General features: G+C 29.7%; 26 protein-coding genes. 3 read left to right on the top strand and 23 right to left on the bottom strand.

Annotated elements, in window-relative coordinates:
- Positions 1–2 precede the first annotated feature (2 nt).
- The 8 genes from B5S50_RS16820 to dapF form a co-directional block, all read right to left on the bottom strand.
- Positions 3–500, bottom strand: a complete 498-nt coding sequence (locus B5S50_RS16820; protein WP_083985572.1) for a ComGF family competence protein — start codon at positions 498–500, stop codon at positions 3–5.
- Positions 469–1,005, bottom strand: a complete 537-nt coding sequence (locus B5S50_RS16815; protein WP_242872096.1) for a type II secretion system protein — start codon at positions 1,003–1,005, stop codon at positions 469–471. Before B5S50_RS16815 ends, B5S50_RS16820 begins: the two co-directional genes overlap by 32 nt.
- A complete protein-coding gene (locus B5S50_RS16810; protein WP_065077584.1) occupies positions 957–1,409 on the bottom strand; it encodes a type II secretion system protein in 453 nt (150 codons plus the stop codon). The genes B5S50_RS16815 and B5S50_RS16810 overlap by 49 nt, the downstream gene beginning before the upstream one ends.
- A gap of 63 nt (positions 1,410–1,472) precedes the next feature.
- Positions 1,473–1,865: a type II secretion system protein gene (locus tag B5S50_RS16805; protein WP_065077585.1), complete on the bottom strand. Its 393-nt coding sequence runs from the start codon at positions 1,863–1,865 to the stop codon at positions 1,473–1,475.
- 27 nt (positions 1,866–1,892) lie between these two features.
- Positions 1,893–2,915: a type II secretion system F family protein gene (locus tag B5S50_RS16800; protein ID WP_083985575.1), complete on the bottom strand. Its 1,023-nt coding sequence runs from the start codon at positions 2,913–2,915 to the stop codon at positions 1,893–1,895.
- Between the two features lie 308 nt (positions 2,916–3,223).
- Positions 3,224–4,738 carry a GspE/PulE family protein gene (locus B5S50_RS16795; protein ID WP_065077586.1) on the bottom strand — a complete coding sequence of 505 codons (1,515 nt, stop codon included), beginning with the start codon at positions 4,736–4,738 and terminating at the stop codon, positions 3,224–3,226.
- 373 nt (positions 4,739–5,111) lie between these two features.
- Positions 5,112–6,191, bottom strand: coding sequence for a hypothetical protein (locus tag B5S50_RS16790; protein WP_065077587.1), 1,080 nt, complete (start codon positions 6,189–6,191; stop codon positions 5,112–5,114).
- Positions 6,191–7,012 carry a diaminopimelate epimerase gene (gene dapF, locus B5S50_RS16785; protein ID WP_065077588.1) on the bottom strand — a complete coding sequence of 274 codons (822 nt, stop codon included), beginning with the start codon at positions 7,010–7,012 and terminating at the stop codon, positions 6,191–6,193. The genes B5S50_RS16790 and dapF overlap by 1 nt, the downstream gene beginning before the upstream one ends.
- A 153-nt stretch (positions 7,013–7,165) precedes the next feature.
- Here dapF and B5S50_RS16780 point away from each other — a divergent pair, with 153 nt between their 5' ends.
- From B5S50_RS16780 to uraA, 3 genes are all read left to right on the top strand, one after another.
- Positions 7,166–8,902: an NFACT family protein gene (locus tag B5S50_RS16780; protein ID WP_065077589.1), complete on the top strand. Its 1,737-nt coding sequence runs from the start codon at positions 7,166–7,168 to the stop codon at positions 8,900–8,902.
- Positions 8,903–9,212: 310 nt separating this feature from the next.
- Positions 9,213–9,746, top strand: coding sequence for a bifunctional pyr operon transcriptional regulator/uracil phosphoribosyltransferase PyrR (pyrR, locus tag B5S50_RS16775; RefSeq protein ID WP_217302379.1), 534 nt, complete (start codon positions 9,213–9,215; stop codon positions 9,744–9,746).
- A 44-nt stretch (positions 9,747–9,790) separates the two neighbouring features.
- Positions 9,791–11,089, top strand: coding sequence for a uracil permease (gene uraA, locus B5S50_RS16770; protein WP_217302378.1), 1,299 nt, complete (start codon positions 9,791–9,793; stop codon positions 11,087–11,089).
- Between the two features lie 42 nt (positions 11,090–11,131).
- On the opposite strand, the gene B5S50_RS16765 is transcribed toward uraA, so the two are convergent.
- The 15 genes from B5S50_RS16765 to murF form a co-directional block, all read right to left on the bottom strand.
- Positions 11,132–12,046, bottom strand: a complete 915-nt coding sequence (locus B5S50_RS16765) for an RluA family pseudouridine synthase (RefSeq protein ID WP_217302377.1) — start codon at positions 12,044–12,046, stop codon at positions 11,132–11,134.
- On the bottom strand, positions 12,036–12,491 hold the full coding sequence (lspA, locus tag B5S50_RS16760; RefSeq protein WP_217302376.1) for a signal peptidase II: 456 nt from the start codon (positions 12,489–12,491) through the stop codon (positions 12,036–12,038). The genes B5S50_RS16765 and lspA overlap by 11 nt, the downstream gene beginning before the upstream one ends.
- A gap of 31 nt (positions 12,492–12,522) precedes the next feature.
- Positions 12,523–13,215, bottom strand: a complete 693-nt coding sequence (locus tag B5S50_RS16755; RefSeq protein ID WP_217302375.1) for a 5'-methylthioadenosine/adenosylhomocysteine nucleosidase — start codon at positions 13,213–13,215, stop codon at positions 12,523–12,525.
- A 126-nt stretch (positions 13,216–13,341) separates the two neighbouring features.
- Positions 13,342–14,028, bottom strand: coding sequence for a DivIVA domain-containing protein (locus B5S50_RS16750; RefSeq protein WP_217302374.1), 687 nt, complete (start codon positions 14,026–14,028; stop codon positions 13,342–13,344).
- Positions 14,029–14,045: 17 nt separating this feature from the next.
- Positions 14,046–14,819, bottom strand: a complete 774-nt coding sequence (locus B5S50_RS16745; RefSeq protein ID WP_217302373.1) for an RNA-binding protein — start codon at positions 14,817–14,819, stop codon at positions 14,046–14,048.
- Positions 14,820–14,854: 35 nt separating this feature from the next.
- A complete protein-coding gene (locus B5S50_RS16740; RefSeq protein WP_217302372.1) occupies positions 14,855–15,121 on the bottom strand; it encodes a YggT family protein in 267 nt (88 codons plus the stop codon).
- A gap of 28 nt (positions 15,122–15,149) precedes the next feature.
- Positions 15,150–15,614, bottom strand: coding sequence for a cell division protein SepF (locus tag B5S50_RS16735; protein WP_217302371.1), 465 nt, complete (start codon positions 15,612–15,614; stop codon positions 15,150–15,152).
- Between the two features lie 12 nt (positions 15,615–15,626).
- Entirely contained in the window at positions 15,627–16,295 is a 669-nt protein-coding gene (locus B5S50_RS16730) for a YggS family pyridoxal phosphate-dependent enzyme (protein ID WP_217302370.1), read from the bottom strand.
- A 121-nt stretch (positions 16,296–16,416) separates the two neighbouring features.
- Entirely contained in the window at positions 16,417–17,142 is a 726-nt protein-coding gene (locus B5S50_RS16725) for a DUF881 domain-containing protein (RefSeq protein ID WP_065077599.1), read from the bottom strand.
- A 10-nt stretch (positions 17,143–17,152) separates the two neighbouring features.
- Positions 17,153–17,494: a small basic family protein gene (locus tag B5S50_RS16720; RefSeq protein ID WP_023163035.1), complete on the bottom strand. Its 342-nt coding sequence runs from the start codon at positions 17,492–17,494 to the stop codon at positions 17,153–17,155.
- A gap of 17 nt (positions 17,495–17,511) precedes the next feature.
- Positions 17,512–18,225 carry a DUF881 domain-containing protein gene (locus B5S50_RS16715; RefSeq protein ID WP_065077600.1) on the bottom strand — a complete coding sequence of 238 codons (714 nt, stop codon included), beginning with the start codon at positions 18,223–18,225 and terminating at the stop codon, positions 17,512–17,514.
- 14 nt (positions 18,226–18,239) lie between these two features.
- Complete coding sequence (locus B5S50_RS16710) at positions 18,240–19,010, bottom strand: cell division protein FtsQ/DivIB (protein WP_065077601.1); 771 nt, start codon at positions 19,008–19,010, stop codon at positions 18,240–18,242.
- 448 nt (positions 19,011–19,458) lie between these two features.
- Complete coding sequence (gene spoVE, locus B5S50_RS16705; RefSeq protein WP_065077730.1) at positions 19,459–20,571, bottom strand: stage V sporulation protein E; 1,113 nt, start codon at positions 20,569–20,571, stop codon at positions 19,459–19,461.
- Between the two features lie 92 nt (positions 20,572–20,663).
- Positions 20,664–21,617: a phospho-N-acetylmuramoyl-pentapeptide-transferase gene (mraY, locus tag B5S50_RS16700; RefSeq protein WP_217302369.1), complete on the bottom strand. Its 954-nt coding sequence runs from the start codon at positions 21,615–21,617 to the stop codon at positions 20,664–20,666.
- Between the two features lie 34 nt (positions 21,618–21,651).
- The gene (gene murF / locus B5S50_RS16695; protein WP_217302368.1) at positions 21,652–23,046 is read right to left on the bottom strand and encodes a UDP-N-acetylmuramoyl-tripeptide--D-alanyl-D-alanine ligase; all 1,395 of its coding nucleotides are present in this window, start codon (positions 23,044–23,046) and stop codon (positions 21,652–21,654) included.
- Positions 23,047–23,149 lie beyond the last annotated feature (103 nt).

Genomic DNA, 23,149 nt, shown 5'->3' with positions numbered 1-23,149 from the left:
TATCAATATAAATCCTTTTTTAACTTTTCTCTTTCCATAGCAAAACATCTTCTATACAAATTACCTTTCTTTGTATTTATAGATATGTAGAACACTTTTCCCTGTCTTTCCACATAAAAGTTCTCAACATCTTTTAACACATTATTTACAGTAAAAGAATCAGGACTACCATAAGAAATTATGATACTAGATTTTCTGTCCTTTTTTATATAATCATACCCTTTATCATCATATCTCCTTAAAATTATCATATTGTTTTTTATATCTATGTATTTTGCAGCTTTTATCTGATATTCAATTATTATAAAAGCTTCATTTACATAAAAATTTTCCCTACTATAATTTATTTCTTCTCTGTGTAGCCTCATATATTTTGATATAACAATTATTTGTGTGGTAGTTATTGCAGTTATCAAAGCTATGACCATAAGCATTTCTATAATTGTAAATCCTTTTTTTACATCTAATCTACTTTTTATAATTTCCTTTATAAAAATCACATTCCTCAACCTTTATATTTCCATACATTTTAGCATGGAGCTGTAAATTTACCTTTAGCACTTTTTCACCCGTTACCTTTAAAATTATGTAAGGCTCTTTTAAAGGTTTTTCATCTGAAAACAAAGTAGTTACATTTATGTTCTTAATATGTTGAAACTTTAAATTGCTGCAGTCTATATATGTTCTTTCCTTCATCCTTAAATTCAATAAACTATCATAGCTGCAGTTATACATAATACTATTTTTCAGATATTCCATAACTAAAGTACAATTATTCATTTCCTCGTTATATGTTTTTACTTTAAGTGCATCTACCTGAATAAACAGTGCAGTCATAAATAATACCGAGAAAATAGTTATACTGCACAACACTTCAATTAATGTGAATCCTCTTTTGACCAGTATCTTTTTCCTATGAGGTAATATGTTTACCACAAAGTTTTTTAATTCACAAATTAATACTTTATATCTACGTAAGCTGTTCCCACGCACATAGTAATGCAATGCATTTCTCCCTTCCTGTCTTTAAATTTTATACTGCAGGCATCCTCTGTAATTCCCATGTTATCTATTTTTATTCTGTTATCCTCCCTTACATGGTTTAATACAAATCCTTCTGGTAACTTTAACTTAAATATTTCGGCCAATTCTACATTAAAAGTTATTTCATTGTTTTTTGTATCAAAATAAATGTATCCTCCTTCTTCTTTCTTGTCCCTACAGTAGGTTTTAGATTTATTTATAAAATTTAAAATATTGTTATTAGTAAAATCGACATCTATCTTATTCTTAAGATTGCTAAAAGTACCTAAGTTAATCAGACTAAAACTTAAAAGTATTGAAAATATGCTGAGTACTAAGAGAATTTCTATAACAGTAAATCCCCTTTTTTTAATTTTATCAGCCATAAAATTATTCTCCTCATTCAACAATTTTTACAAGAACAATTAAATATTAAATTATGAATTTTCTCATTTAGGAAATACCTGCTTATCTCCATCTTTAACTTTATAAGAGCTTTCCTGAGCATTTATTTCTAAAGTATAATCTTTATCATCACTTTTATAGCTTATAGTTATAAATTGATCACTGTCCCCAGCTGAAACTTGCGGGTTTTCTGCAGAAGTAAGCTTTGATAAACATTCCTGCACATCAGCTGTATCAAATTTTCCATCACTATTTCCATAGCTAGCCATAGCAGCTGTTTCTAGCTGTTTAGCTGTATTTATGGCTTTAGCAGTTCTTACCTTACTTTGATATCCAGAAAATTTAGGAACCAAAAATCCTAAAAGAACTAATATTATAGCAACTACAAGCATAAGTTCTATAAGGGTAAAACCTTTTTCCTTTTTATGTACCTTCATAATTTATAACCCAGCTTTCTTTTTAATTTATAGGGTAGAATCCATTATAGTAAAAATAGGCATAAGTGCAGATATAATAAATATTCCAACAAATAAGGATAGAATGATTATTATCATTGGCTCTATAACTTTAGTTGATTTTTCAAAATATCTATCCAATTCACTGCCAAACAACTTTTCCAATTTAGCAAACATTAAATCCATTTTCCCTGTCTCTTCTCCTGTGGTAATCAAGGATATAAATAATTTATCATTTATTCTCGCCTTATTTAAGGCATCACTCATGTTTTCTCCTTGTTCTATGTATTTTATTGAGTTTTCTAATCTTTCAGCCATAACTTCACTTCCAATCAAATTTCTAATTATTTTTAAAGCCTTCAATATGTTAACTCCTGATTCACTAAGTACAGTCATAGCTGAACATATTTTAAAAATAAACATTTTATTATACATCTTGTTAAAATAAGGTATTCTAAACTTTATACTCTCTCTAATTTTTCTTCCCCTACTGCTTTTACTAAATTTACAGCTCAACAATAGAATTAAACTTATAATTATAGTCCCTTGCAAATAGTACAACTTTAAAAATTGGCATATGTACATTACCACTCTGGTCAAAGTTGGTATTTCACCTCCATTTGACTGTATAATATCTGTAAATTGTGGTATTATTTTAATCATCAAAAACATTACAATGAATATAGAAGTTATCAAAGTTACTACTGGATATATAAGGGAAGCTTTTATGGTGGAAATTATATTGTTTTTCTTTTCATAATATTCAGATAATTTTGCCAATACTTCATCTAGCTTTCCACTAATCTCGCCCACTCTTATCATTTCAATCATAAAATTAGGAAATATATTTTTAAACTTTGCCATACTACTGTGTATACTTTGCCCTTTAATTACATCTTCCTTTATAGATTTTAATGCTAATCTTAAGGAACTTTTATTACACTGAGTTTCTAAATTATCAAGTACTCTTGATATGTTTATTCCAGCCCCAAGCATAACACTCAATTGACTACATAGTACGCTTATATCCATTGGTCCTGGATTTTTTAAAAAAATTTTCTTATAACTTTCTAAAGAAATAGTCTGGTATATAAAATATTTCTTTTCCCTTAAAGTATATTTTAAGCTTGTAAATGCAGCTTCTTCACATTTGCCTTTAATTTTTTTACCTTTTGTATCAATTGCCCAGTATTTTATTATGTTCCATCACCTAACCTTAATATTGTAATCAAATAAACAGAGTTCTTAGCATCAGATGGAGTTTTAACTCCATCTGATGCTTAGAAATCGTTATCCAGGGACGTAGCCGCTCTTTACTCCCAATTGAAGAAGTGGGAGTATTAGTGCGGGTAGTCATCGGATAAATTTAGCCTTAATAATTCTTCATAAGTTGTAATTCCTGATTTAATAAGCTCTATACATTTTTGTCTCAAGGAAATCGTATTTGATTTTTTTATACCATCCTTAAAATTAATTTTATCATTTTTTCTATACTGTCTTCTAATATCTTCACTGCTAACAATCTGGTATACTACTGTTCTTCCCTTATATCCTGTATGACCGCATTTAGAACACCCTTTTCCTTTATATAAATAACAATTAGAAGATAAATTTAGTTCTTTAACCTCTTGAAGTGAAGGTACATATCTGCTTTTACAATAAGTACATATTTTTCTAACCAGTCTCTGGCATATTACACCTACCAGAGCGTCTTCTATAAAATATTCTGGCACTCCCATATCTTGAAGCCTTATGACAGACTCAAGAGGATTATTAGTATGCAGTGTACTTAAAACCAAGTGTCCTGTTACTGCTGCCCTTATTGCTATATGAGCTGTTTCCTCATCTCTTATTTCACCTACCATTATTACATCTGGATCTTGCCTCAAAATACTTCTCAATCCTTCTGCAAAGTTAAACCCTATCTTGGTATTTACATTTACTTGATTTATACCTTCTAATGTATATTCCACAGGATCTTCTATGCTAATTATATTTTTTTCACACCTATTTATATTATTTAATAGGGAATATAATGTGGTGGATTTCCCAGAACCAGTTGGCCCCACAGCTAAAAGAATTCCATGATCACAACATAGCATTCTTTTTATCTTTTCTTCATCTTCTTTTGAAAATCCTAATGTAGCCATGTTTTTTATGTTTTCATCTCTATATAAAATTCTTAAAACTACTTTTTCGCCATATATAGTAGGAAGCGTAGATACCCTTAAATCATAGTTTAGATTTTGTTTAACATACTTTATCTTTCCATCTTGGGGTATCCTCTTTTCTGCTATATCAAGTTCTGACATTATCTTTATTCTAGTACACAAAAGAGGATAGATAGACTTTGGTATTTTAATATATTCCCTCATAATTCCATCTACCCTCATTCTTATGGTAACACTATTTTCAAATGGTTCTATATGCAAATCACTAGCTCTTTCATCTATAGCCTTGTCAATTATATAATTAGCTGCCTTTATAACTGGAGAACCTTGAAATTTATATTTATCTTGAAGTGGATTAGTAATTAATTCTGGAATACTCTCTTTTAACTTTATGTCCTTTAGTGCATGATCTAAATTTTGTTTGCAGTAGTACTTATTTATTAGCTTAAATATAACTTTCCTACTAGTCCTAAAAAATTTAAGTTCTTTTCCCAATATAAATTTTAGTTCCTCAATTAAAGTAAAACTTGGTACTTTATCTACGGCTATAAATAATTTATTTTCTTCCATTTTTAAAGCTATTAAACAATTATCCCTGGCTATTTCTTCAGGTATTTTTTTTATCACATCTATTTCCAGAGAAATGTCTTCTATATTTATATTCTTTAATTCTACAGGAAACATTTTATTTTCCTCTCTTCATTATTATTTACATATCTAAATTATAACCACCATTTTTGCTTTTAAACAATGCTGATAAAATATAATTAACTCAACTTTGGCAGTTTGAAAATAATGTGAAGCAAAGCTTCGCAAGTTACGAATTAATAATGAAAAATTAATAGTGAAGGATGATTTTTAGCTATCGCAAAAAATCTTTAAATTTATATAAATCAGCAATGTTTCGCTTTAGCGAAACAAGTGGTGAAAAGCTTAATCAAAGATTTTTTGTAGTGTAACGAAAAAAAATCCACATTAACTATTAATTCTTCATTCTTAACTATTAATTAAAAAAAATACTATAAAAACTACTTTAACTGTAATTTTCATAGTATCCTTATATTTCATTATTTTTATAAATTCTATACTTGCCAGAATGATCAGACATAACATTTATGGACTTTTCATCTGCATTATACATAAATACATCCACATTATCCTGCTGGTCTTCCTTTTCCATACCTGTAAAATACACATTACCATTTTCATCTTCAGCTATTCCTGAAGAAATACCAAAAGTTTGTGGAAAATCATAGGTAATCCTGTTTACTGTACCACTTTCTTCTTTAAACTCATAAAGTGCAGTGTTATTGTCCTTTTGATTTCCAATAAAAAATACACTTTTTCTCTTTTTATCTGATACTGAACTATATATTTCTGTAAATTCATCACTTAAAAGTGTAAACTGTTTACTTTCATTATTATAAAAATATAAATATAACTCATTGTAATTTCTCGATAAAAACAATATATCATTTCCTACTGGAATAAAATATATACAGTATCCTTTAATATCATTTAAATATATTTGCTCTCTGTCTGTATTAAAATCATATATATATGCTTTACTAGAATTTGCTTTTCCTTCCATGCTTCCATAATAAATTATTCTATGATCATCCAGCCACTCATATAAATCTCCAGAAACTAGAACCTTCGATTTAATATCTAAATATTTTTTATTTTTTATATCGTATACTTTCATTCCCTCAGCACTATATACCGAATTGTTTTTAAAAGTCCTAAAGGCAATCTTATCTCCTGTAGAATTTATTTTCATATTTCGTGCATTATAAAAATTTTTAACTTCATCCACAGAATCCTTAGTAATTATATCTATTTTATTTTTATTAGAACCTTTTTCCTTGTTTAAATAAATAAAAGTGGTTTTCTTTGTGTCATATAGCATTTCCTCTATATTATTTATATTGCTATTCGTTAAGTTTTGGGATAACTTATAATTACCCACATTAAATATCTTCGTATCAGTTTCTTTAGCTTCAACTGCTATAACATTAGAATAATGAATATTTGCTCCACTTTTACCTTTGTTTACATCTCTAAGTGTACAACTACTTAATATGAGAAATGTAAAAGACATGAAAACAAAAAAAATTATCATTCTAAAGTTTTTCATTAAATATCATATTCCCCTTTAAACGAAACCTCTGCAGGACCTGTCATAAAAACTTTATTGTCTTTCACTTCTATAAAAAGAATTCCTCCTGGAACCTGAGCTTTAACTTTTCCCTCTGTAAAGCCAAGCTTATTTGAAGCCACAGCACAGGCACAAGTTCCCGTACCACAGGCTAAAGTAGGACCTGCTCCTCTTTCCCAAGTTTTTATTTTAATTTCGTCCTTATTTAAAACTTCACAAAAGTTTACATTAGTTCCTTCAGGGAAAATAGAATATTTTTCAATAGCCTTTCCTTCTTTCACATCATACTTTTCAAGATCACCAAATATAACTGTATGAGGTACTCCCATAAACATTGAAGTAATACTATAAGTTTTTTCATTAATTTTTAATTCCTTTTTTACAACTTCATCACAGGAGTTTACTGGAATTTTTTTTGGATCAAAAGAAGGTGTTCCCATATCAATAGTGACTTCATTCACTTTACCATTTTCTACATTCAAAAATGCTTCCTTTATACCATCCCCCGTTTCTATCTTTATAGGAGACTCTTTTACTAAATTTTCTTCCCATACATATTTTGCAAAACATCTTATTCCGTTTCCACACATAGATGCATAAGAACCATCTGAGTTTATTATTACCATTTTAATCTGCGCAATTTCACTCTGGCGAACTATCAATATTCCATCTCCGCCTATTCCAAAATGTCTATTACAAAGCTTTAATCCAAGTTCTTTTTCTTTTCCTAAAAATCTATTCTCTCTGTCATCTATTACTACAAAATCATTTCCAGTACCTTGCATTTTAGTAAACTTCATGTTAAAATTTCACCCTTCCATAAAGATGCTGTATATTTCAAATTAAGTTTACTACTGTAATAATCTTTTATCAATAAAATTTTTACAACTTTATTTTAAAAATTCTAGATGATATAATTTATTAAATACATAACTTACGAGAGGATGAACAATATGGCTTTAGACGGTATTTTCATACACAGCATTTTAAAAGAATTGAAAGAAAAAATACTAGGGGGAAAAGTTGAAAAAATAAATCAACCTGAAAAGGATGAAATAGTATTAAGCATTAAAAATGGAAGGAAAAATTATAAGCTTTTATTAAGTGCAAGTCCAGTATATCCTAAAATGCATATTACAGTTAAAAGCAAACAGAATCCACTTCAGCCGCCTATGTTTTGCATGGTTTTGAGAAAGCACCTAAGCCCATCAAAATTAGTTGACATAAGACAATTGGATACAGATAGAATTGTTTTTTTAGATTTTGAAAGCTCAGATGAACTGGGCTTTAACAGTATATATACATTAGTAATAGAAATAATGGGAAGACATAGTAATATAACTTTAGTGCGAAAAAGAGATAACTTGATCATGGATAGCATAAAACATATAACACCTGAAATAAACACCGTGAGATCCCTATTTCCCGGGATAAAGTACGTATTTCCACCAACTTCAAATAAACTAAATCCCATTTTCTTTACAAAAGAAGATTTTAAAAAGTTTTTAACAACTACCTCAACAAAAATTGATAAAAGCTTTTTTTCAAAAGTGTTTACTGGCATAAGCAGTTCTTTTTCAAAGGAATTGTTCTACAAATTAAATAGTGAAAAAGATTTTTTAGGAAATAACAATTTAGACTTTCTATACGACTTTTGCAGGAAAATCTCTGATGAATTACTAAATGGGGATTTTTACTTTGCATCCTATATGGAAAATGAAAAAATAAAAGATTTCTACTGTTATAAATTAACCTATTTAGACAAATGCAAAGAAAAATACTATACTACACCTTCCCAGTTAGTAGAAGAATTTTACTATGAAAAGGACAAATGTGATAGATTAAGTAACAAAAGTTCTGACCTTTCTAAACTCATAAATATAAACTTAGAAAGATGCACCAAGAAAATAAAAATTCTAGCAGATAACATTGAGGAAGCTAAAAATAAAGATACTTTTAGAATATATGGTGAACTCTTAACTTCACAAATCTACAATATAAAAAAGGGTGACAGTCATATAGAAATTCAAAATTACTATAGTGAAAAAATGGAGTCTTTAGATATAAAACTTGATAAAAATAAAACTCCTTCTGAAAATATACAACGCTATTTTAAGAAATACAATAAATTAAAGAAAACAGAACAAGCTGCAAATGAACAGTTAAAAATAGCAAAAGACGAAATGGAGTATTTGACTTCTGTAATGACCAACATAAAAAATTGTGAAAACTACGATGATATTGAGGAAATAAAAAAGGAACTTATGGAAAGCGGGTATATAAAATTTAAAAAATCAAATACTAAAAAGAAGAGTAGGGACTCCAAACCAATGAAGTTTATATCCAGTGATGGAATAGAAATATATGTAGGTAAAAATAATCTTCAAAATGATTATCTTACCCTTAAATTTGGAGACAAGAGAGATATATGGCTTCATACTAAAGAAATTCCTGGGTCTCACGTAATAATAAAAAATTTTGGCAAAGTTCCAGATAAAACTTTGGAAGAAGCTGCAAATCTTGCAGCATACTACAGTAAAGCTAAAAATTCCTCCAAAGTAGCCGTAGATTACACAGAAATTAAAAATGTTCACAAACCAAATGGTGCCAAACCGGGAATGGTAATATATTATACTAATCAAACCATTTATACAGACCCCACAAAACCAGATATAAAACAGCTTCAGTAAAAATTTTCAAGTAGGTTTTTTTAAATAATCTTTTAAGACAAAATAGACCATATTTATTCTGTAAAACCAATGTAATGCCAAAAAAACTTGCAATATTAAAGAAACTATCTTATAATAAGTTGTGAATTTAATATCTTTTAAAATGATCCAGTGAGGTCAATAAAGTATTTTTATATCCGTATGACTATTATGTCCTTCACTACGTGAAGGACATTTTTTATAATACTTATACTATAAATAAAATTGAAATAAGCACAATTATAATTGTAAATTGTAAATTGTAAATTAAAAAAGAAGGGAGGGACATGTGTTGAAATTAAAAGCACTTATTTTAGATGAAAAGGCTATGAATAGAACTTTAAAAAGAATATCCCACGAAATATTAGAAAAGAATAGAGGAACAGAGGATATAATACTTGTAGGAATAAAAAGAAGGGGATACCCCTTAGCAAAAAGGATAGCCGAGAACATTTATAAAATTGAAGGAATAAAGTTAAAAGTAGAGGATGTAGATATTGGCCTCTATAGAGATGATTTAACCAGCCTTGCAGGACAACCTGTACTAAAAGGATCTAATCTAATAGATGTGGAAAACAAAAAAATTATATTAGTAGATGATGTTATCTACACAGGCAGAACTGCAAGAGCAGCAATTGATGCTATTATACATTCTGGCAGGCCAAAATTAATCCAGCTTGCAGTTTTAGTTGATAGAGGACATAGGGAGCTTCCTATAAGAGCTGACTATGTAGGTAAAAACATTCCTACCTCTAGAGATGAAATGATATCAGTGGAAATTGCAGAAATAGACAAGAATGATTCAGTAAAAATATATGAATTGTAAAACTTTTAAAATAGTCCTTGAGAGACTAGAAAAGGAGCGCGTAAATGAAAAATTTTGTTGATGTAGAAGAAAAATTACCTATAGGGGTTACCATACCTCTTAGTTTTCAGCATTTATTTGCAATGGTAGGTTCAACTATACTTGTCCCAATTTTAACAGGAATGAGTCCATCCATAGCATTATTTTGCAGCGGTGTTGGAACACTTATTTATATTTTATGTACCAAAGCGAAGCTTCCAGCTTACTTAGGTTCTTCCTTTGCTTTTATAAGTCCAATTCTTATAGCATCTAAAAGCTATGGACCAGCATCTATGCTTTCTGGTGTAATAGCAGCAGGTTGTGTATATTTAATCGTAGCTGGCATAATAAAACTTTGTGGTGTAAACTGGCTTAACAGAGCTCTTCCCCCTGTAGTTGTTGGTTCCATAGTAATAGTAATAGGCTTAGGTCTTGCAGCTACAGCTATAAACTGGGCAGGATTCAACCCTACTTATACAACTGATCAGATGCAAAGTATACCAAGATGGGCTTGGATGACAGTTTCTGCAATTACAGTTGCTGTAGCTGTTATTGGAACCATGTATTTTAAAGGATTTTTAGGAATAATACCTATACTAATAGCAATAATAGTTGGATATATATCTGCTTTAATTTTAGGTGTAGTGCCAAAGCAAGCACTAGATACTATCGTAAGTACCAAACTTTTTAAATTACCTCCATTTATGTTTCCTAAATTCAACATAAATGCCGTTATGCTTATGGCCCCTATTTCTTTTGTAACCTTAGCAGAACACATAGGTCACATTTACGTAACAAACAATGTAGTAGGAAGGGATTTCACCAAAGATCCAGGACTTCATAGATCTATATTAGGAGATGGATTAGCCACTATATTTGCAGGTTTTGCAGGTGGACCTCCAACTACAACTTATGGAGAAAATATAGGAGTTATGGCTATAACAAAAGTTTACAGCGTATGGGTTATAGGCGGTGCTGGAATAATAGCTATACTGCTTTCATTTATAGGTCCTGTAGCTGCTGTAATTGAGAATATGCCTATGCCTGTAATAGGCGGTGTAAGTATAGTGTTATTTGGAATAATAGCTTCCTCAGGTTTTAGAATATTTGTAGAGGATAAAATAGATTTTAGTAAAAATAGAAATTTAATATTGACATCTGTTATAATAGTAATAGGAATTGGTGGTGCTTCCATAAACTTTACTGTAGGTGGATCGCCAGTTCAAATATCCGGTGTAGCTCTTGCAACTATTATTGGAATAATACTTAATTTAATATTACCGGAACAAAGTGCTTCTGAAAAATCCAATGAAGAAGCAGTTTAAATTTAGAACAAAAAGCAGTCTAAAATTATATAGACTGCTTTTTTAATTCATATTATCCAGAATCTTTATCACTTTTTTAAAATAATCTGGTATTTCTGTTTCAAATTCTATGTACTTTCCTGTAGCTGGATGAACAAAACCAAGCTTTTTAGCATGGAGGAGTTGACCATTTAGTTTAAACTTCTGCTTTTTATAGCCATATACCGGATCTCCTACCAGAGGATGCCCTATATACGCCATATGTACCCTTATCTGATGTGTTCTTCCTGTTTGAAGTATACATTTTATCAAAGTATTATTTTTAAATCTTTTAATAACCTTATAGTGAGTAATGGCCCTTTTCCCATTTACACAAACTGCCATTTTTATTTTATCTTTAGGGTGTCTTGCAATAGGTTCATCTACAGTACCCTCATCTAGTTTTATAACTCCTTCTACTAAAGCTATATATTCTCTAGTCATAGAATGGTCTTTTAACTGCTTAGCCAATTTATTATGGGAATTATCGTTTTTAGCTACCACAAGTATTCCTGAAGTGTCTTTGTCTATTCTATGCACTATACCCGGTCTTGTCACTCCGTTTATACCTGATAGATCATTACAGTGATTTAAAAGAGCATTTACTAAAGTACCTTTATACACTCCTGGTGCAGGATGTACTATCATGCCTTGAACCTTGTTTACTACAATAACATCCTTATCCTCATACAATATATCAAGAGGTATATTTTCCGGCTGTATATTTAAATTCACAGGGTCGGGTATAGTAATTTCTATATTATCCCCTGACTTAACCTTATAATTGGATTTTTTTACTTTTCCATTTACTTCTACCAGCTTATCCTCTATTATATTTTGAATATATGATCTTGATTTATCTTGAAAACATTTAGACAAAAATACATCAAGTCTAATATTTTCTTCTTCATCACAAACTAAAAAATTTTTACTTTCCATATTTTTCTTCCTTTAATAAATAAAATGCTAAAAGTGCAGTTCCAATTACTACCATCACATCTGCCATGTTGAATACGGGAAAATAATAAATGTCTTTATAATGGACAGAAATAAAGTCAACTACATATTTATACACCATTCTATCCATCAAATTTCCCAAAGCCCCACTTATTATAAGAGAAAAACTTATCCTTATGAGCTTTGAACTTGGCCTATATTTTATAATATAGTATATCATGCCCATAACAACAACTATTGTAACTATAGTTAAAAAATAAAGCTTACCCTGTAAAATTCCAAAAGCAGCACCTTTATTTTGCAAATACAGTAATGAAAAGAAATCTTTTATTACTACTACCTGGGAAATGTTAGACAAAACTTCAATAGCCCATATTTTTGTGATCCTATCTAATAAAATTCCAAGTAATATTATAAGTATTTCCATTAGCTTCCTCCCTGCATACAATAAATAAAAGTTATAAACTCATAATCATGCTTTTAATTATTTGTGTAGAATTCTTTATGGCAATAGGTGCAAATTTTTTATAATCCATGCTAGCACCATTGTTTGCATTATCTGATATAGACCTTATTATTACAAAAGGTACATTGTTCAAATAAGCTACCTGTGCAATACTTCCACCTTCCATTTCACAAGCCAATGCTCCAAATTCTTTATTCAAATATCTTACTTTTTCTGTACTTGAAATAAATTGATCTCCTGTAACTATTCTTCCCACAAAACTATTTATATTTCCTAATTTTTTGCAGGCATCCTTAGCTTTTTCTACAAGTCTTCTATTACATTTAAAATCATATGTATCCAATCTAGGTATCTGTCCTACTTTATCTCCAAATGCAGATGCATCCATATCATGCTGTACCAAATTGTCTGCTATTACTATATCTCCTGGATATACGTTTTCTCCTGCACCCCCTGCAATACCTACATTTATTATGTAATCTACATTAAAATCATCTGCAAGTATTTGGGCACATACTGCTGCATTTACCTTACCTATGCCACTTCTTACTACAACTATATCTTTATTATAAATTTTTCCTAAATTAAATTTCATATTAGCTTTTTCTTCAACTTTCTCCAGCTCTAATTCAGATAAAAGTATTTCTACTTCTTCATCCATAGCTCCTATAATTCCAATAACCATGTTTGTATGTCCTCCTCATTTTTATTTCTATAATTACTAGCATATATTAAATCAACATTGATTGTCAAATATGCTTTGTTTACAGTGCATACTAAAAAGCCACTCTACTTTTAGAGTGGCTTTTTTCTATCCTTTAATAAAAAAGTTTTTAATTTCTTCGAGTTCATCCTTATCTTCAAAAATTTCTTTTTCCGTATGATTTGAGTCCTCTTTATTATTATCTTCATCAAATTCTTCGTTACGCTTTTCAACTAAAGAAATATCTTCTTTTTTTGGCTCTACTATTTCTATTTCCTTTTCCTTAACAGTACTATTTTCTACTTCATTTTCATTTGATTCATACCCTATATTATAATTCTTTACAAAATCTTTTTCCATATCATCAAACATTTCCATCTGAGTTTTCATAAAGTTTCTAAACTTAGTTCTAAACTTAGAAAATTCTTGTTTTACATTTTCAAACTCATCCGTAATTTGAATAACATCACTATGGGCTTTATCTATTATCTTTTGTGCAGCATCATTGGCACTTTTTACTACAAATTGACTTTCCTTTTTAGCATTTTCTTTAGCCTGTTCAGAAGCATTTTGAGCTAATAAAAGTGTATCTTTTATAGTATTTTCCATTTTGGTATAATGACTTATCTTCTCATCTAAAGACTGCATTTTTTCCTTTAGAATAGAGTTTTCCTTATATATAGATTCATAGTCCTCTGCTATTTTATCTAAAAATTCGTCTACTTCATCTATATTATAACCTCTAAGTCCCTTTTTAAATTCCTTATTTGTTATCTCTGCAGCAGTAATAAACATCACGAGCACCTCACAAATTAACTAAATTTTTTTATAAGAAGTTTGCATCGACCGCTTCCCGTCCAACCCGTTTCTCCCACAATTTTAAACTTTCCACAGCCTCTTACAGTTATTATACAATTATCTTCTATAGATTTATCTTTTCTTGTTTCTGGTAAATAATCTAAAAGAACTTTACCACGCTTAATCATTTCTTGAGATTTATTTCTTGATATATTGCATAGAGAACTAACCAAACAATCAATCCTCAAGGAAGAGACATTTAAAACAGAAGTTTTAAAATTATATAGGGGAATTTCCGCAGAACTAATATCTAAAACATTTACTTTGCAGCTGCTCTTTCCTACGCTATTTAAATTCATCTCTATGTAATCACTTATATCTTCACAAACAGCTAAATAACATTGCTTATCTTCCTTTAGTATTAAATCTCCAAATTTTTCTCTTTTAAGTCCAAGGGCCATAAGAGCCCCTAAATAATCCTTGTGTTGTAGTTTAACAAATTTAGACTTACATTCTATTTCCATCAGTTTTATTGGATAATTCCTTATATCAAACTTTGAAAATGCTATAAGTTTTCTTTCTGCATCTTCAAATATACCACAGCTGCGTATATTTAGGCCAATTTCTTCTCCTATACTTTCCAAAGTATTCCATACATTAGGAGTATAAAATGTTGAGGTATATACTGTATTATTAGTTTTTTTTGCTAAACTTATTTTATCATATATAGGTAATATTTCATTTTCATCGCAAAAATGAAATCTTTTTATAAAATTTTTTTTATCCATAATTATCCCTTAATTTGCTATCATTAATTCATATACTAGAGTATCGAAAATACAATTCCTCGTAATATATCTATTATAAAAAAGGCCACTATAGGTGAAAAATCTATCATTAACCCTGGCATAAGTTTTTCCTGAATTTTTCTTCCAGGTATCATAAGAGGTTCCGTAAATATATGTAAAAAATCCACAAATGCGTTACTTCTCCCCTGCATAACCCAGGATAAAATTACATCCACTATTATAGCACCTTCAAGAAATCTAAATAGTAATGATATTGCAACAGCTAAAGTACTACTTATCATTTTTTCCTCCATTTACTACTAAATATATCTACTTCCATCCAAATAATCCTTTTCCAGATAACTCATTTTTCAAATCACTGCTTACTTCTACACTAGATGGCGAAAGTATGTATACTCCCTTTTCTATCTCTTCTAAATTTCCTCCTAGCGCATAACTTGCACCACCCATAAAATCAAGTAACCTTTGAGCTATTCTGATTTCAAGTCCCGTAGTGTTTATAACTATTATCTTTCTATTTTTAAGTTCATCACATATATCAGCTGCTTCCTCATAAGTACTTGGCTTAACTATCCTTACCTTAGCTGCTATTGTAGTATGTATGCTAACAACTTTATTTTGTCTTTTACTATTTACAATAGGGTCTACCTCTGCAAAATCATTTACGATTTTTTCATTTCCTCCTCTCTTTGTTTCTTCTTCCTCTATATCTTCCTCCAAGTCATCTTCCAATCCTAAAAATCCCATCATTTTGTTTATCATTTTACCTGCCATAAAAAATACCTCCTATTTATTATTGTAATTTCTCTTTCCAAATATACCTTCGCCAATTCTCACCAGTGTTGATCCTTCTTTAATTGCTATTTTATAATCATGAGTCATTCCCATAGATAGTATATTCATACTTATATTATTAAACTTTCTTTTCTTCAAGCCATCAAAAACATTTTTTAGCTTTTGAAAATAATTTTTACAACTTTCTTCGTCCCCTTTAGGAATTACAGACATGAGACCCTTTACTTTAACATTGGTACAATTCTCACAGGCATTTAGTAAATCTTCCAATTCTTCTAGGGGTAAACCTGTCTTACTTTCTTCCAACCCTATATTTATTTGTATCAAAGTATTTGCAATTAACTTTTGATCTTTATAATGTTTTTCTAATTCATTAAGAAGTCTTATACTGTCCAAAGAATGGATAAGATAAACCTTACCAACTATATATTTCACCTTGTTTCTTTGAAGATGACCTATTAAATGCCATCTTATATCCTGTGGAAGATTTGGTATTTTATTTGTGAGCTCCTGTACTTTATTTTCTCCAAAATCTCTAATACCTGCATCATAAGCTTTTTGTACATCTTCAATAGGTTTAGTTTTTGAAACTGCCACTAAGGTTACATTTTTATCCTTTAACTCTTCTTCTATCCTATTCAAATTTTGTTCAATTGACAATATTACCGTCTCCTTTATTTAAGCACAAACATATACAATTATTAGTATTCTTCATAGACATCAAAATTCCTGCAAAAATTAATTATTTTTTTAATCATTTTCAACAAATTTATAAAATAATCTACTGTATCTCTTTCATAAATTCTGTTTTATACTCTCCCTTATAGGCAGGTATTTTTATATTATCTGATTTTTGTACCTCTACCACAATCTTTCTAGTTATCATTATTTTTAAGTAGTTTTCATTTGACATCATGTAAGTATAGAGTACTTCCTTATTTCCTATAGCATTAATCAAAAAAGGAGAAGCTATTTTTACTCCATTTACTCTTAAAAATGGACCGCTGCAATAAATTTCGGAAACCCCTACTATTCTGTGACCATTTATAGAAATTGCCTCGGATCCTGCATTTTTCAAATCATTGATAACCTGTATTATATCTGTATTATGTACAAGCTTCATCTGATACTGAAAACTATCAAGTCCATCATTCATAGGTGCATCATTCAAATATATATTTATTCCCTGACCTTTTACAGCTACTTTTCCAAGTACAATATTGTTTTGATTTAATTCCTGATTTATTCCAGCTACAACTTGAGCCTCATTCTTCTCACTGCTTCTATATTTTTTTAGCTTGTTATAGGTATCATTATATTGTTTTAATAATCCCGATATCTCACTGTGAAGCTGATTTTTATAATTATATGCATCTTGATACTGTTTTGCATTTAAAAACACTCTCTTATTAGTCTTACCTTTTGTAAAACTTATATTGGTGGATATTAATATACCTATTATTATAGAAGCTATAAAAACAAAAGTATTAGCTTCACTACTCTTCATTTATTTCACCTCATTGATGTGATTTAGCTTTTTCAATTAATACTCTTCTTATTATTGCAAAATTATTAAATATCCTTCCTCCAAAAACTATAACCACTGCCAAATATATAGGTACTCCAAGCTTATCCCCTAAATAAGCAAATGCTGCAGCAAGTACTGCATTTCCAAAAAATCCGGATATAAAAATATCTGTTTTAAAATTTTTAGACAAATTAGCTCTTATAGCTCCAAATACCGAGTCAAGACAAGCTAAGATAGCCACAGACATATAAGGTGAAAATTTATCTGGAATATTTACATTCCAAACCACACCTATAATTATTCCCAATATAAGTCCAACAAATCCTATCATTTTTTATCACCTCTAATTTATTCTTTCACAGGCTCTGCATACTCAAATTTATATGGTTTGTTATATTTCTTTATAGTTAAACTATCAGATTTTTCAAACTTAACATCACATATCGCTTTTAAATCTGAAAATACTTCTGGAAAACTCATGGCACTATATAACAAACTTTTGTCTCCTATAGCTTGTATAACTATTCTTTTTGATGGTGATATTTTTTCATCATTTATAAGTATATAATTTCCTGCTGTCCTTATACCCGTTCTTGAAACAACTCTTATGTCATTTATAGATATAGCTTCAGCACCTGCAAATCTCAATTCATTTACGAGATATACTAAATCTTTATCGGTTATGTGATTGTTAACACTATTTCCAAATAGATTGCTGTTAGGATTAAGATATATAACGACACCTTGTCCCTTTACATCTACCTCTCCTATAAGTATTCTAGAATTTTCTAATTCATCCAGAAGGTTTTTTGTAGAATCACTCTTGCTTGCTGCAGCATCTTCATAGCCCTTTACTTTATTTTGAAGATCATTTACCTTCGTTTCTAGTGCAGCTTTTTCCTTTTTATACTGCTCTATTTCCACAGTAACATCAGAACTATTTTGATTATTTAAATTTAATGTATTATCCTGTTTCATAAGTACTCTAAATTGGTAGGTAAGCATGAATCCAAGTATACAGCACACCAAAGCAACACTAATTTGTGAAGCAACTTTACGCATTTTATTTTATCCTCCTAATTTTCAATGTGAAATACAGGATTTCCATCAAATCTTACGTCTATGTATCCCCTGGCACTGCCCAATTTTTCATTTAACATTATATTTAAAGCCCTGTTTACCTTTTTACCTAAATTATCTCCTTGTCCCAATTCCACACACATATCTTTAAAGTAAACTTTAATATCCACAGAATTACTTACATCCATATAAGTAATTTCAAAAGGTAATTTATTATTTTGAATTATACTTCCTAGGGTAGTTACAGCCTTAATTTTATTATCATCTTTATTTAAAATACATTCTCCCACTTTAACTTTACTACAATCAATTCCATTTAACTTAACTAACTTCATATTATTTATGTTGTCTCTCCTTTGAAGTAAAACTCCATTTTTATCTACAATGAAATATTTTTTGCTGCTTTCTATATAAAAGGTTGCCTCTCTTTCTTTTACATTAATATTAATGGTTCCAGGAAGCTTTCTGCCTATATCAACATCTTCTATATATGGATTCTTTAATATATTTTCTGATGCATCTTTTAGATTAATATAAAAGATATTATTTCCACCATATACTTTTGAATCCTCAATAATGCTATTACTTGAAATACTTTTATTTCCATACACTTTAATATACTTTATATTAAAATAGGGCAATTTCAAGCAGAGTGTAAAAAATAATGCTATTAAAAATACCATAAGCATAAGAACTCGTTTTACTTTTACTTTTTTTCGTCTTTTCAAAATCAATTCATTATCTGTTTTCGTAATAATATGACTCATTTCCTATCCTTTCACTTATAATATAAAATAACATAAGATATATATATATTAACACTTAATAACAGTAATTTCATTAAAATAACCCTTAAATTTATATTAAATATTTATATACTTTACTTCATTAAAATTTGCTTACTCAACTTTTTTAGTTAATAATTAAGAGTGAAGAATTAATAGTTAATGTGGTTTTTTTTTCGTTACACTACAAAAAATCTTTAATTAAATTTTTGAAGGCTCGTTTTGCTAAAGCAAAACATTACTAAGTGCTAACTTATATAAATTCAAAGATTTTTTGCGACAGCTAAAAATCATCCTTCACTATTAATTCTTCATTATTAATTTTTAATTTTCAAAAGCTTTGCTTCGCATTATTTTTACATTAAGTGATTATCTTTCTAAGTCCCTAAAAGTCCACAATAGCATTACAAAAAAATTTGCAATGCTATTCTTAACCACTTTCTGTTTGCCTTGATATATTCAAAAGTATTCCAACTGCTATCATATTGATTGTGAGAGCCGAACCTCCATAACTTATAAAAGGTAATGGTACTCCTGTTACAGGCATGGCACCAGTTACAACTGCAATATTTATTATCGCCTGAACTGCAATAACCGAAGTTATTCCAGTTGCTAAAATGGTTCCATAAGTATCCTTCGCCCTTATAGCAATAATAATTCCTCTCCACACAAAAACTATAAATAATATAACAATTACAGTACATCCTATAAGTCCTAATTCTTCTCCTATAATAGAAAATATAAAATCATTGTGAGGTTCTGGTATGTAATAACACTTTTGCCTTGACCTACCAAGTCCCATTCCCCATATTCCTCCTGATCCCATTGCTAAAAGAGATTGAATCAATTGATATCCCTTTCCTTTAGGATCAGACCAAGGATTTAGAAAGCTTGTAAATCTAGCCATTCTATAAGGTTCAAATATTATACCTGCTATTCCCCCAAGGACTACAAGCCCAACTACGCCAAGTACATGGGTTATTTTAGCTCCCGATACATATAAAATTATGAGTGTAACTATCATTATTACAGCTGCTATACTTAAATTCTTTTCTGCAAATACAAGTCCTGCATAAAATGCAGAAACTAAAAGATATGGAAGCACACCATACAGCATGGTTTCTATCTTCCTTCCACCTTTAAGCTCTATACTTTTTGCCATATATAAAACCACAATATATTTTGCTATTTCAGAAGGTTGAAATCCAACAGAACCTACTGTTATCCATCTTTGTGCACCTTTTCTAGATTCAAAGGCAAAAACTGCAAGTAAAAATATTACAGATACTATCATAAGCAATTTAGTATATTTCTTTATTCTCTTATAATCAAATTTTACTGTAAAAAACATAAGGAATGTTCCAATTATTGCCCATAACCCTTGCCTTTTTAAATAAAACATGCTATCTCTTGTACTTTTATCAAAAAATGCTTTGTAAGAACTGGCACTATAGACCATAACAACTCCAATAGCTACCAATAACATTATAGTTGAGAAGAGCAAAAAGTCTATAGAGCCCATTTTAGTATTTGGTTTACTAATTCTCATAAAAATCCTCCTAGATTATTACTATATGAGGCTGACAAAAGCATTTAAAAATTACTATATTTAAAGATAACCTTCTTCTTTTCATTTTACAAAGATAGAAATCCTAACAGACACAATATTACTGTAATTATACAAAATATAGAAACTACTTTAGTCTCATGCCAACCTGAAAGTTCAAAGTGGTGATGGATTGGGGCCATTTTAAATATCCTCTTTCCTGTAAGTTTAAAGGAAGCCACTTGGAGCATTACAGACGCTGCCTCTATTACGTATATTCCTCCAATTATTATAACCAATAGTGGAAGTTTTAGTATCATAGCTACTGCACCTACTGCACCTCCCAGTGCCAGAGATCCTGTATCTCCCATAAATATTTGAGCTGGAAAAGCATTGTATTTCAAAAATCCTAAAAGTGCTCCAGCAAGAACTGCACAGAAAATAGCTAAAGTAACGTGTCCCATAGCAAAGCTTACTAGAGCTAAAAAAGTCATTATCAAAAGTGTAACTGACGTTGCCAATCCATCAAGTCCATCTGTTAAATTCACTGCATTTGTAGTTGCTGCAAAATATATTATTATAAACGGAATATAAAATACTCCTAAATTCCAACTTCTATGTGCAAAAGGAACTATTATAGATGTCCCTATATATGGATTATTGGCAGAATAGTAGGCAAATATTCCAGATACAATTAATAATAATATCATTTTTTGATAAGCTCTTAGTCCCAAATTTTGCTTTCTCAATATCTTTAACATATCATCAATAGCACCTATTACTCCAAAAGCCACAAAAGCATAAAGGGCTATCATAGCCTCATCTGATGGTTTTTTTACTATAATTGCCATAGTTATAAAAGTTGCTAGTATAAATAGTACTCCTCCCATAGTTGGAGTCCCTGCTTTTTTTAGATGACTCTTTGGGCCATCTTCTCTTATATTCTGACCAAATTTAAGTTTATGAAGAAGAGGGATCAAAATAGGTCCTTCTAAAATAGCTATAAAAAATGCAATTAGTACAGAATAAATTAATCTATACATATAATATTGCCCCGAACAAAAGGGCATTCACCTCCTAATTATTGCTGTTCTTCTTTAGTTCTTCTGCTATAATTTCAAATTTCATTACTCTAGAAGCTTTTACAAGTACTGTGTCTCCCTTTTCAATGTACTTTTTTAAAACAAACTCCAAAGCTTCTGCATAGGTATCAAAACTAATACATTTTCCTTTTTTACTTGTTAACTGGAATCCCCTTTTAAAATCTTCTACATATTCCCCAAGGGCTATCAAGATATCTATGCCATTTTCTCCTGCATACTTTCCTACTTCCTCGTGCATCTTGCAGGATTCATCTCCCAATTCCCCCATAGTACCTAATACAGCTACTCTCCTTTTTGATTTAAAATTTTTCAAAACATCAATAGCTGCTTTCATTGACTCAGGATTAGCATTATAACTATCATTAATTACATTGAATTTTTTTCCTTTACATATCTCCATTCTCATTGCAGTAGTCTCTATATTTTTTAAACCCTCTCTTATTTCTCCATAAGTCATATTTAAAATTCTCCCACAAGCAACTGCAAGTAGAGAATTCAATACATTGTACTTTCCAGGTACATTTACCTTAAACCTCTCTTCCATCTTAACATTGTTTTCACATATGTTAAAACTTATAAAATCTTCTTTTACCTCTATATCATAAGCTGATATATCTGAATTTTCTTCTAGTCCAACTCTTTTTATGTTAAATCTATCTTCTTTTAAATTGCCTAACATATCATTGTCTGAATTTATTACTAAAGTATTATCCTTTGAAAAAAAATCTGTTATTTCAAGTTTTGCTGCAAGTATGTTTTCTCTTGTTCCTAAATTTCCTATATGTGCCCTAAGTACATTGGTTATTACTGCAATATCTGGTCTGGCAGATTTTGACATGCTATGTATTTCTTGCCTATTATTCATTCCCATCTCAAGCACTGCCACATCATAACTATTATCCAATCTAAATATCATATGTGGAAGTCCTATTTGATTGTTAAGATTGCCTTCTGTTTTAAACACTTTGAACTTAGCACTTAATACAGATGCTATTAAATCCTTTGTTGTTGTTTTACCTGCAGAACCTGTAATTCCTATTACTTTTACATTAAGTTTACTTTTATAGAATTCTGCTAAATCAAGCAACGCCTGATTTCCATCCTTAACTTGAATTACACTAGTACACTCATTTATTTCACTTTTTTTAAAATATACTTCATCCACAATACATATAGAAGCACCTTTATCACTTGCAGCTGCAGCATATTTATTTCCGTTAAATCTTTCTCCTCTAAGGGCAATAAATATATCTTTTTCTTCAATTTTTCTAGTATCTGTACTTACATTTCTATATCCACTATATTTCCCAGAAATTATCACTTGTCCAGATACAGCATTTACTATTTCATCAAAACTCATGTATTCCAAATTTTTATTCTCCCCTCTTTTAGGCAATTATCTTAAAGTTAAAAGTTCAAATATCAGAGTTCAAATAAATGATAACTTTTTAAAGTCTTAGAATATTTTAGCC

Origin of the sequence: Clostridium sp. 001 (assembly GCF_019056555.1) — a bacterium.
GTDB classification, from domain to species: Bacteria; Bacillota; Clostridia; order Clostridiales; family Clostridiaceae; genus Clostridium_B; species Clostridium_B ragsdalei.
The sequence above is the reverse complement of the archived record's forward strand: the minus strand, read 5'-3'. Positions and strand labels throughout refer to the sequence as shown.

Coding starts and splice junctions, on each gene's coding strand:
- B5S50_RS16810 (WP_065077584.1), bottom strand. CDS start 1,409: ATGGCTGATAAAATTAAAAAAAGGGGATTTACTGTTATAGAAATTCTC.
- B5S50_RS16805 (WP_065077585.1), bottom strand. CDS start 1,865: ATGAAGGTACATAAAAAGGAAAAAGGTTTTACCCTTATAGAACTTATG.
- B5S50_RS16800 (WP_083985575.1), bottom strand. CDS start 2,915: ATGGATATAAGCGTACTATGTAGTCAATTGAGTGTTATGCTTGGGGCT.
- B5S50_RS16795 (WP_065077586.1), bottom strand. CDS start 4,738: ATGTTTCCTGTAGAATTAAAGAATATAAATATAGAAGACATTTCTCTG.
- B5S50_RS16790 (WP_065077587.1), bottom strand. CDS start 6,191: ATGAAAAACTTTAGAATGATAATTTTTTTTGTTTTCATGTCTTTTACA.
- dapF (WP_065077588.1), bottom strand. CDS start 7,012: ATGAAGTTTACTAAAATGCAAGGTACTGGAAATGATTTTGTAGTAATA.
- B5S50_RS16780 (WP_065077589.1), top strand. CDS start 7,166: ATGGCTTTAGACGGTATTTTCATACACAGCATTTTAAAAGAATTGAAA.
- uraA (WP_217302378.1), top strand. CDS start 9,791: ATGAAAAATTTTGTTGATGTAGAAGAAAAATTACCTATAGGGGTTACC.
- B5S50_RS16765 (WP_217302377.1), bottom strand. CDS start 12,046: ATGGAAAGTAAAAATTTTTTAGTTTGTGATGAAGAAGAAAATATTAGA.
- lspA (WP_217302376.1), bottom strand. CDS start 12,491: ATGGAAATACTTATAATATTACTTGGAATTTTATTAGATAGGATCACA.
- B5S50_RS16755 (WP_217302375.1), bottom strand. CDS start 13,215: ATGGTTATTGGAATTATAGGAGCTATGGATGAAGAAGTAGAAATACTT.
- B5S50_RS16750 (WP_217302374.1), bottom strand. CDS start 14,028: ATGTTTATTACTGCTGCAGAGATAACAAATAAGGAATTTAAAAAGGGA.
- B5S50_RS16745 (WP_217302373.1), bottom strand. CDS start 14,819: ATGGATAAAAAAAATTTTATAAAAAGATTTCATTTTTGCGATGAAAAT.
- B5S50_RS16740 (WP_217302372.1), bottom strand. CDS start 15,121: ATGATAAGTAGTACTTTAGCTGTTGCAATATCATTACTATTTAGATTT.
- B5S50_RS16735 (WP_217302371.1), bottom strand. CDS start 15,614: ATGGCAGGTAAAATGATAAACAAAATGATGGGATTTTTAGGATTGGAA.
- B5S50_RS16725 (WP_065077599.1), bottom strand. CDS start 17,142: ATGAAGAGTAGTGAAGCTAATACTTTTGTTTTTATAGCTTCTATAATA.
- B5S50_RS16720 (WP_023163035.1), bottom strand. CDS start 17,494: ATGATAGGATTTGTTGGACTTATATTGGGAATAATTATAGGTGTGGTT.
- B5S50_RS16715 (WP_065077600.1), bottom strand. CDS start 18,225: ATGCGTAAAGTTGCTTCACAAATTAGTGTTGCTTTGGTGTGCTGTATA.
- B5S50_RS16710 (WP_065077601.1), bottom strand. CDS start 19,010: ATGAGTCATATTATTACGAAAACAGATAATGAATTGATTTTGAAAAGA.
- mraY (WP_217302369.1), bottom strand. CDS start 21,617: ATGTATAGATTAATTTATTCTGTACTAATTGCATTTTTTATAGCTATT.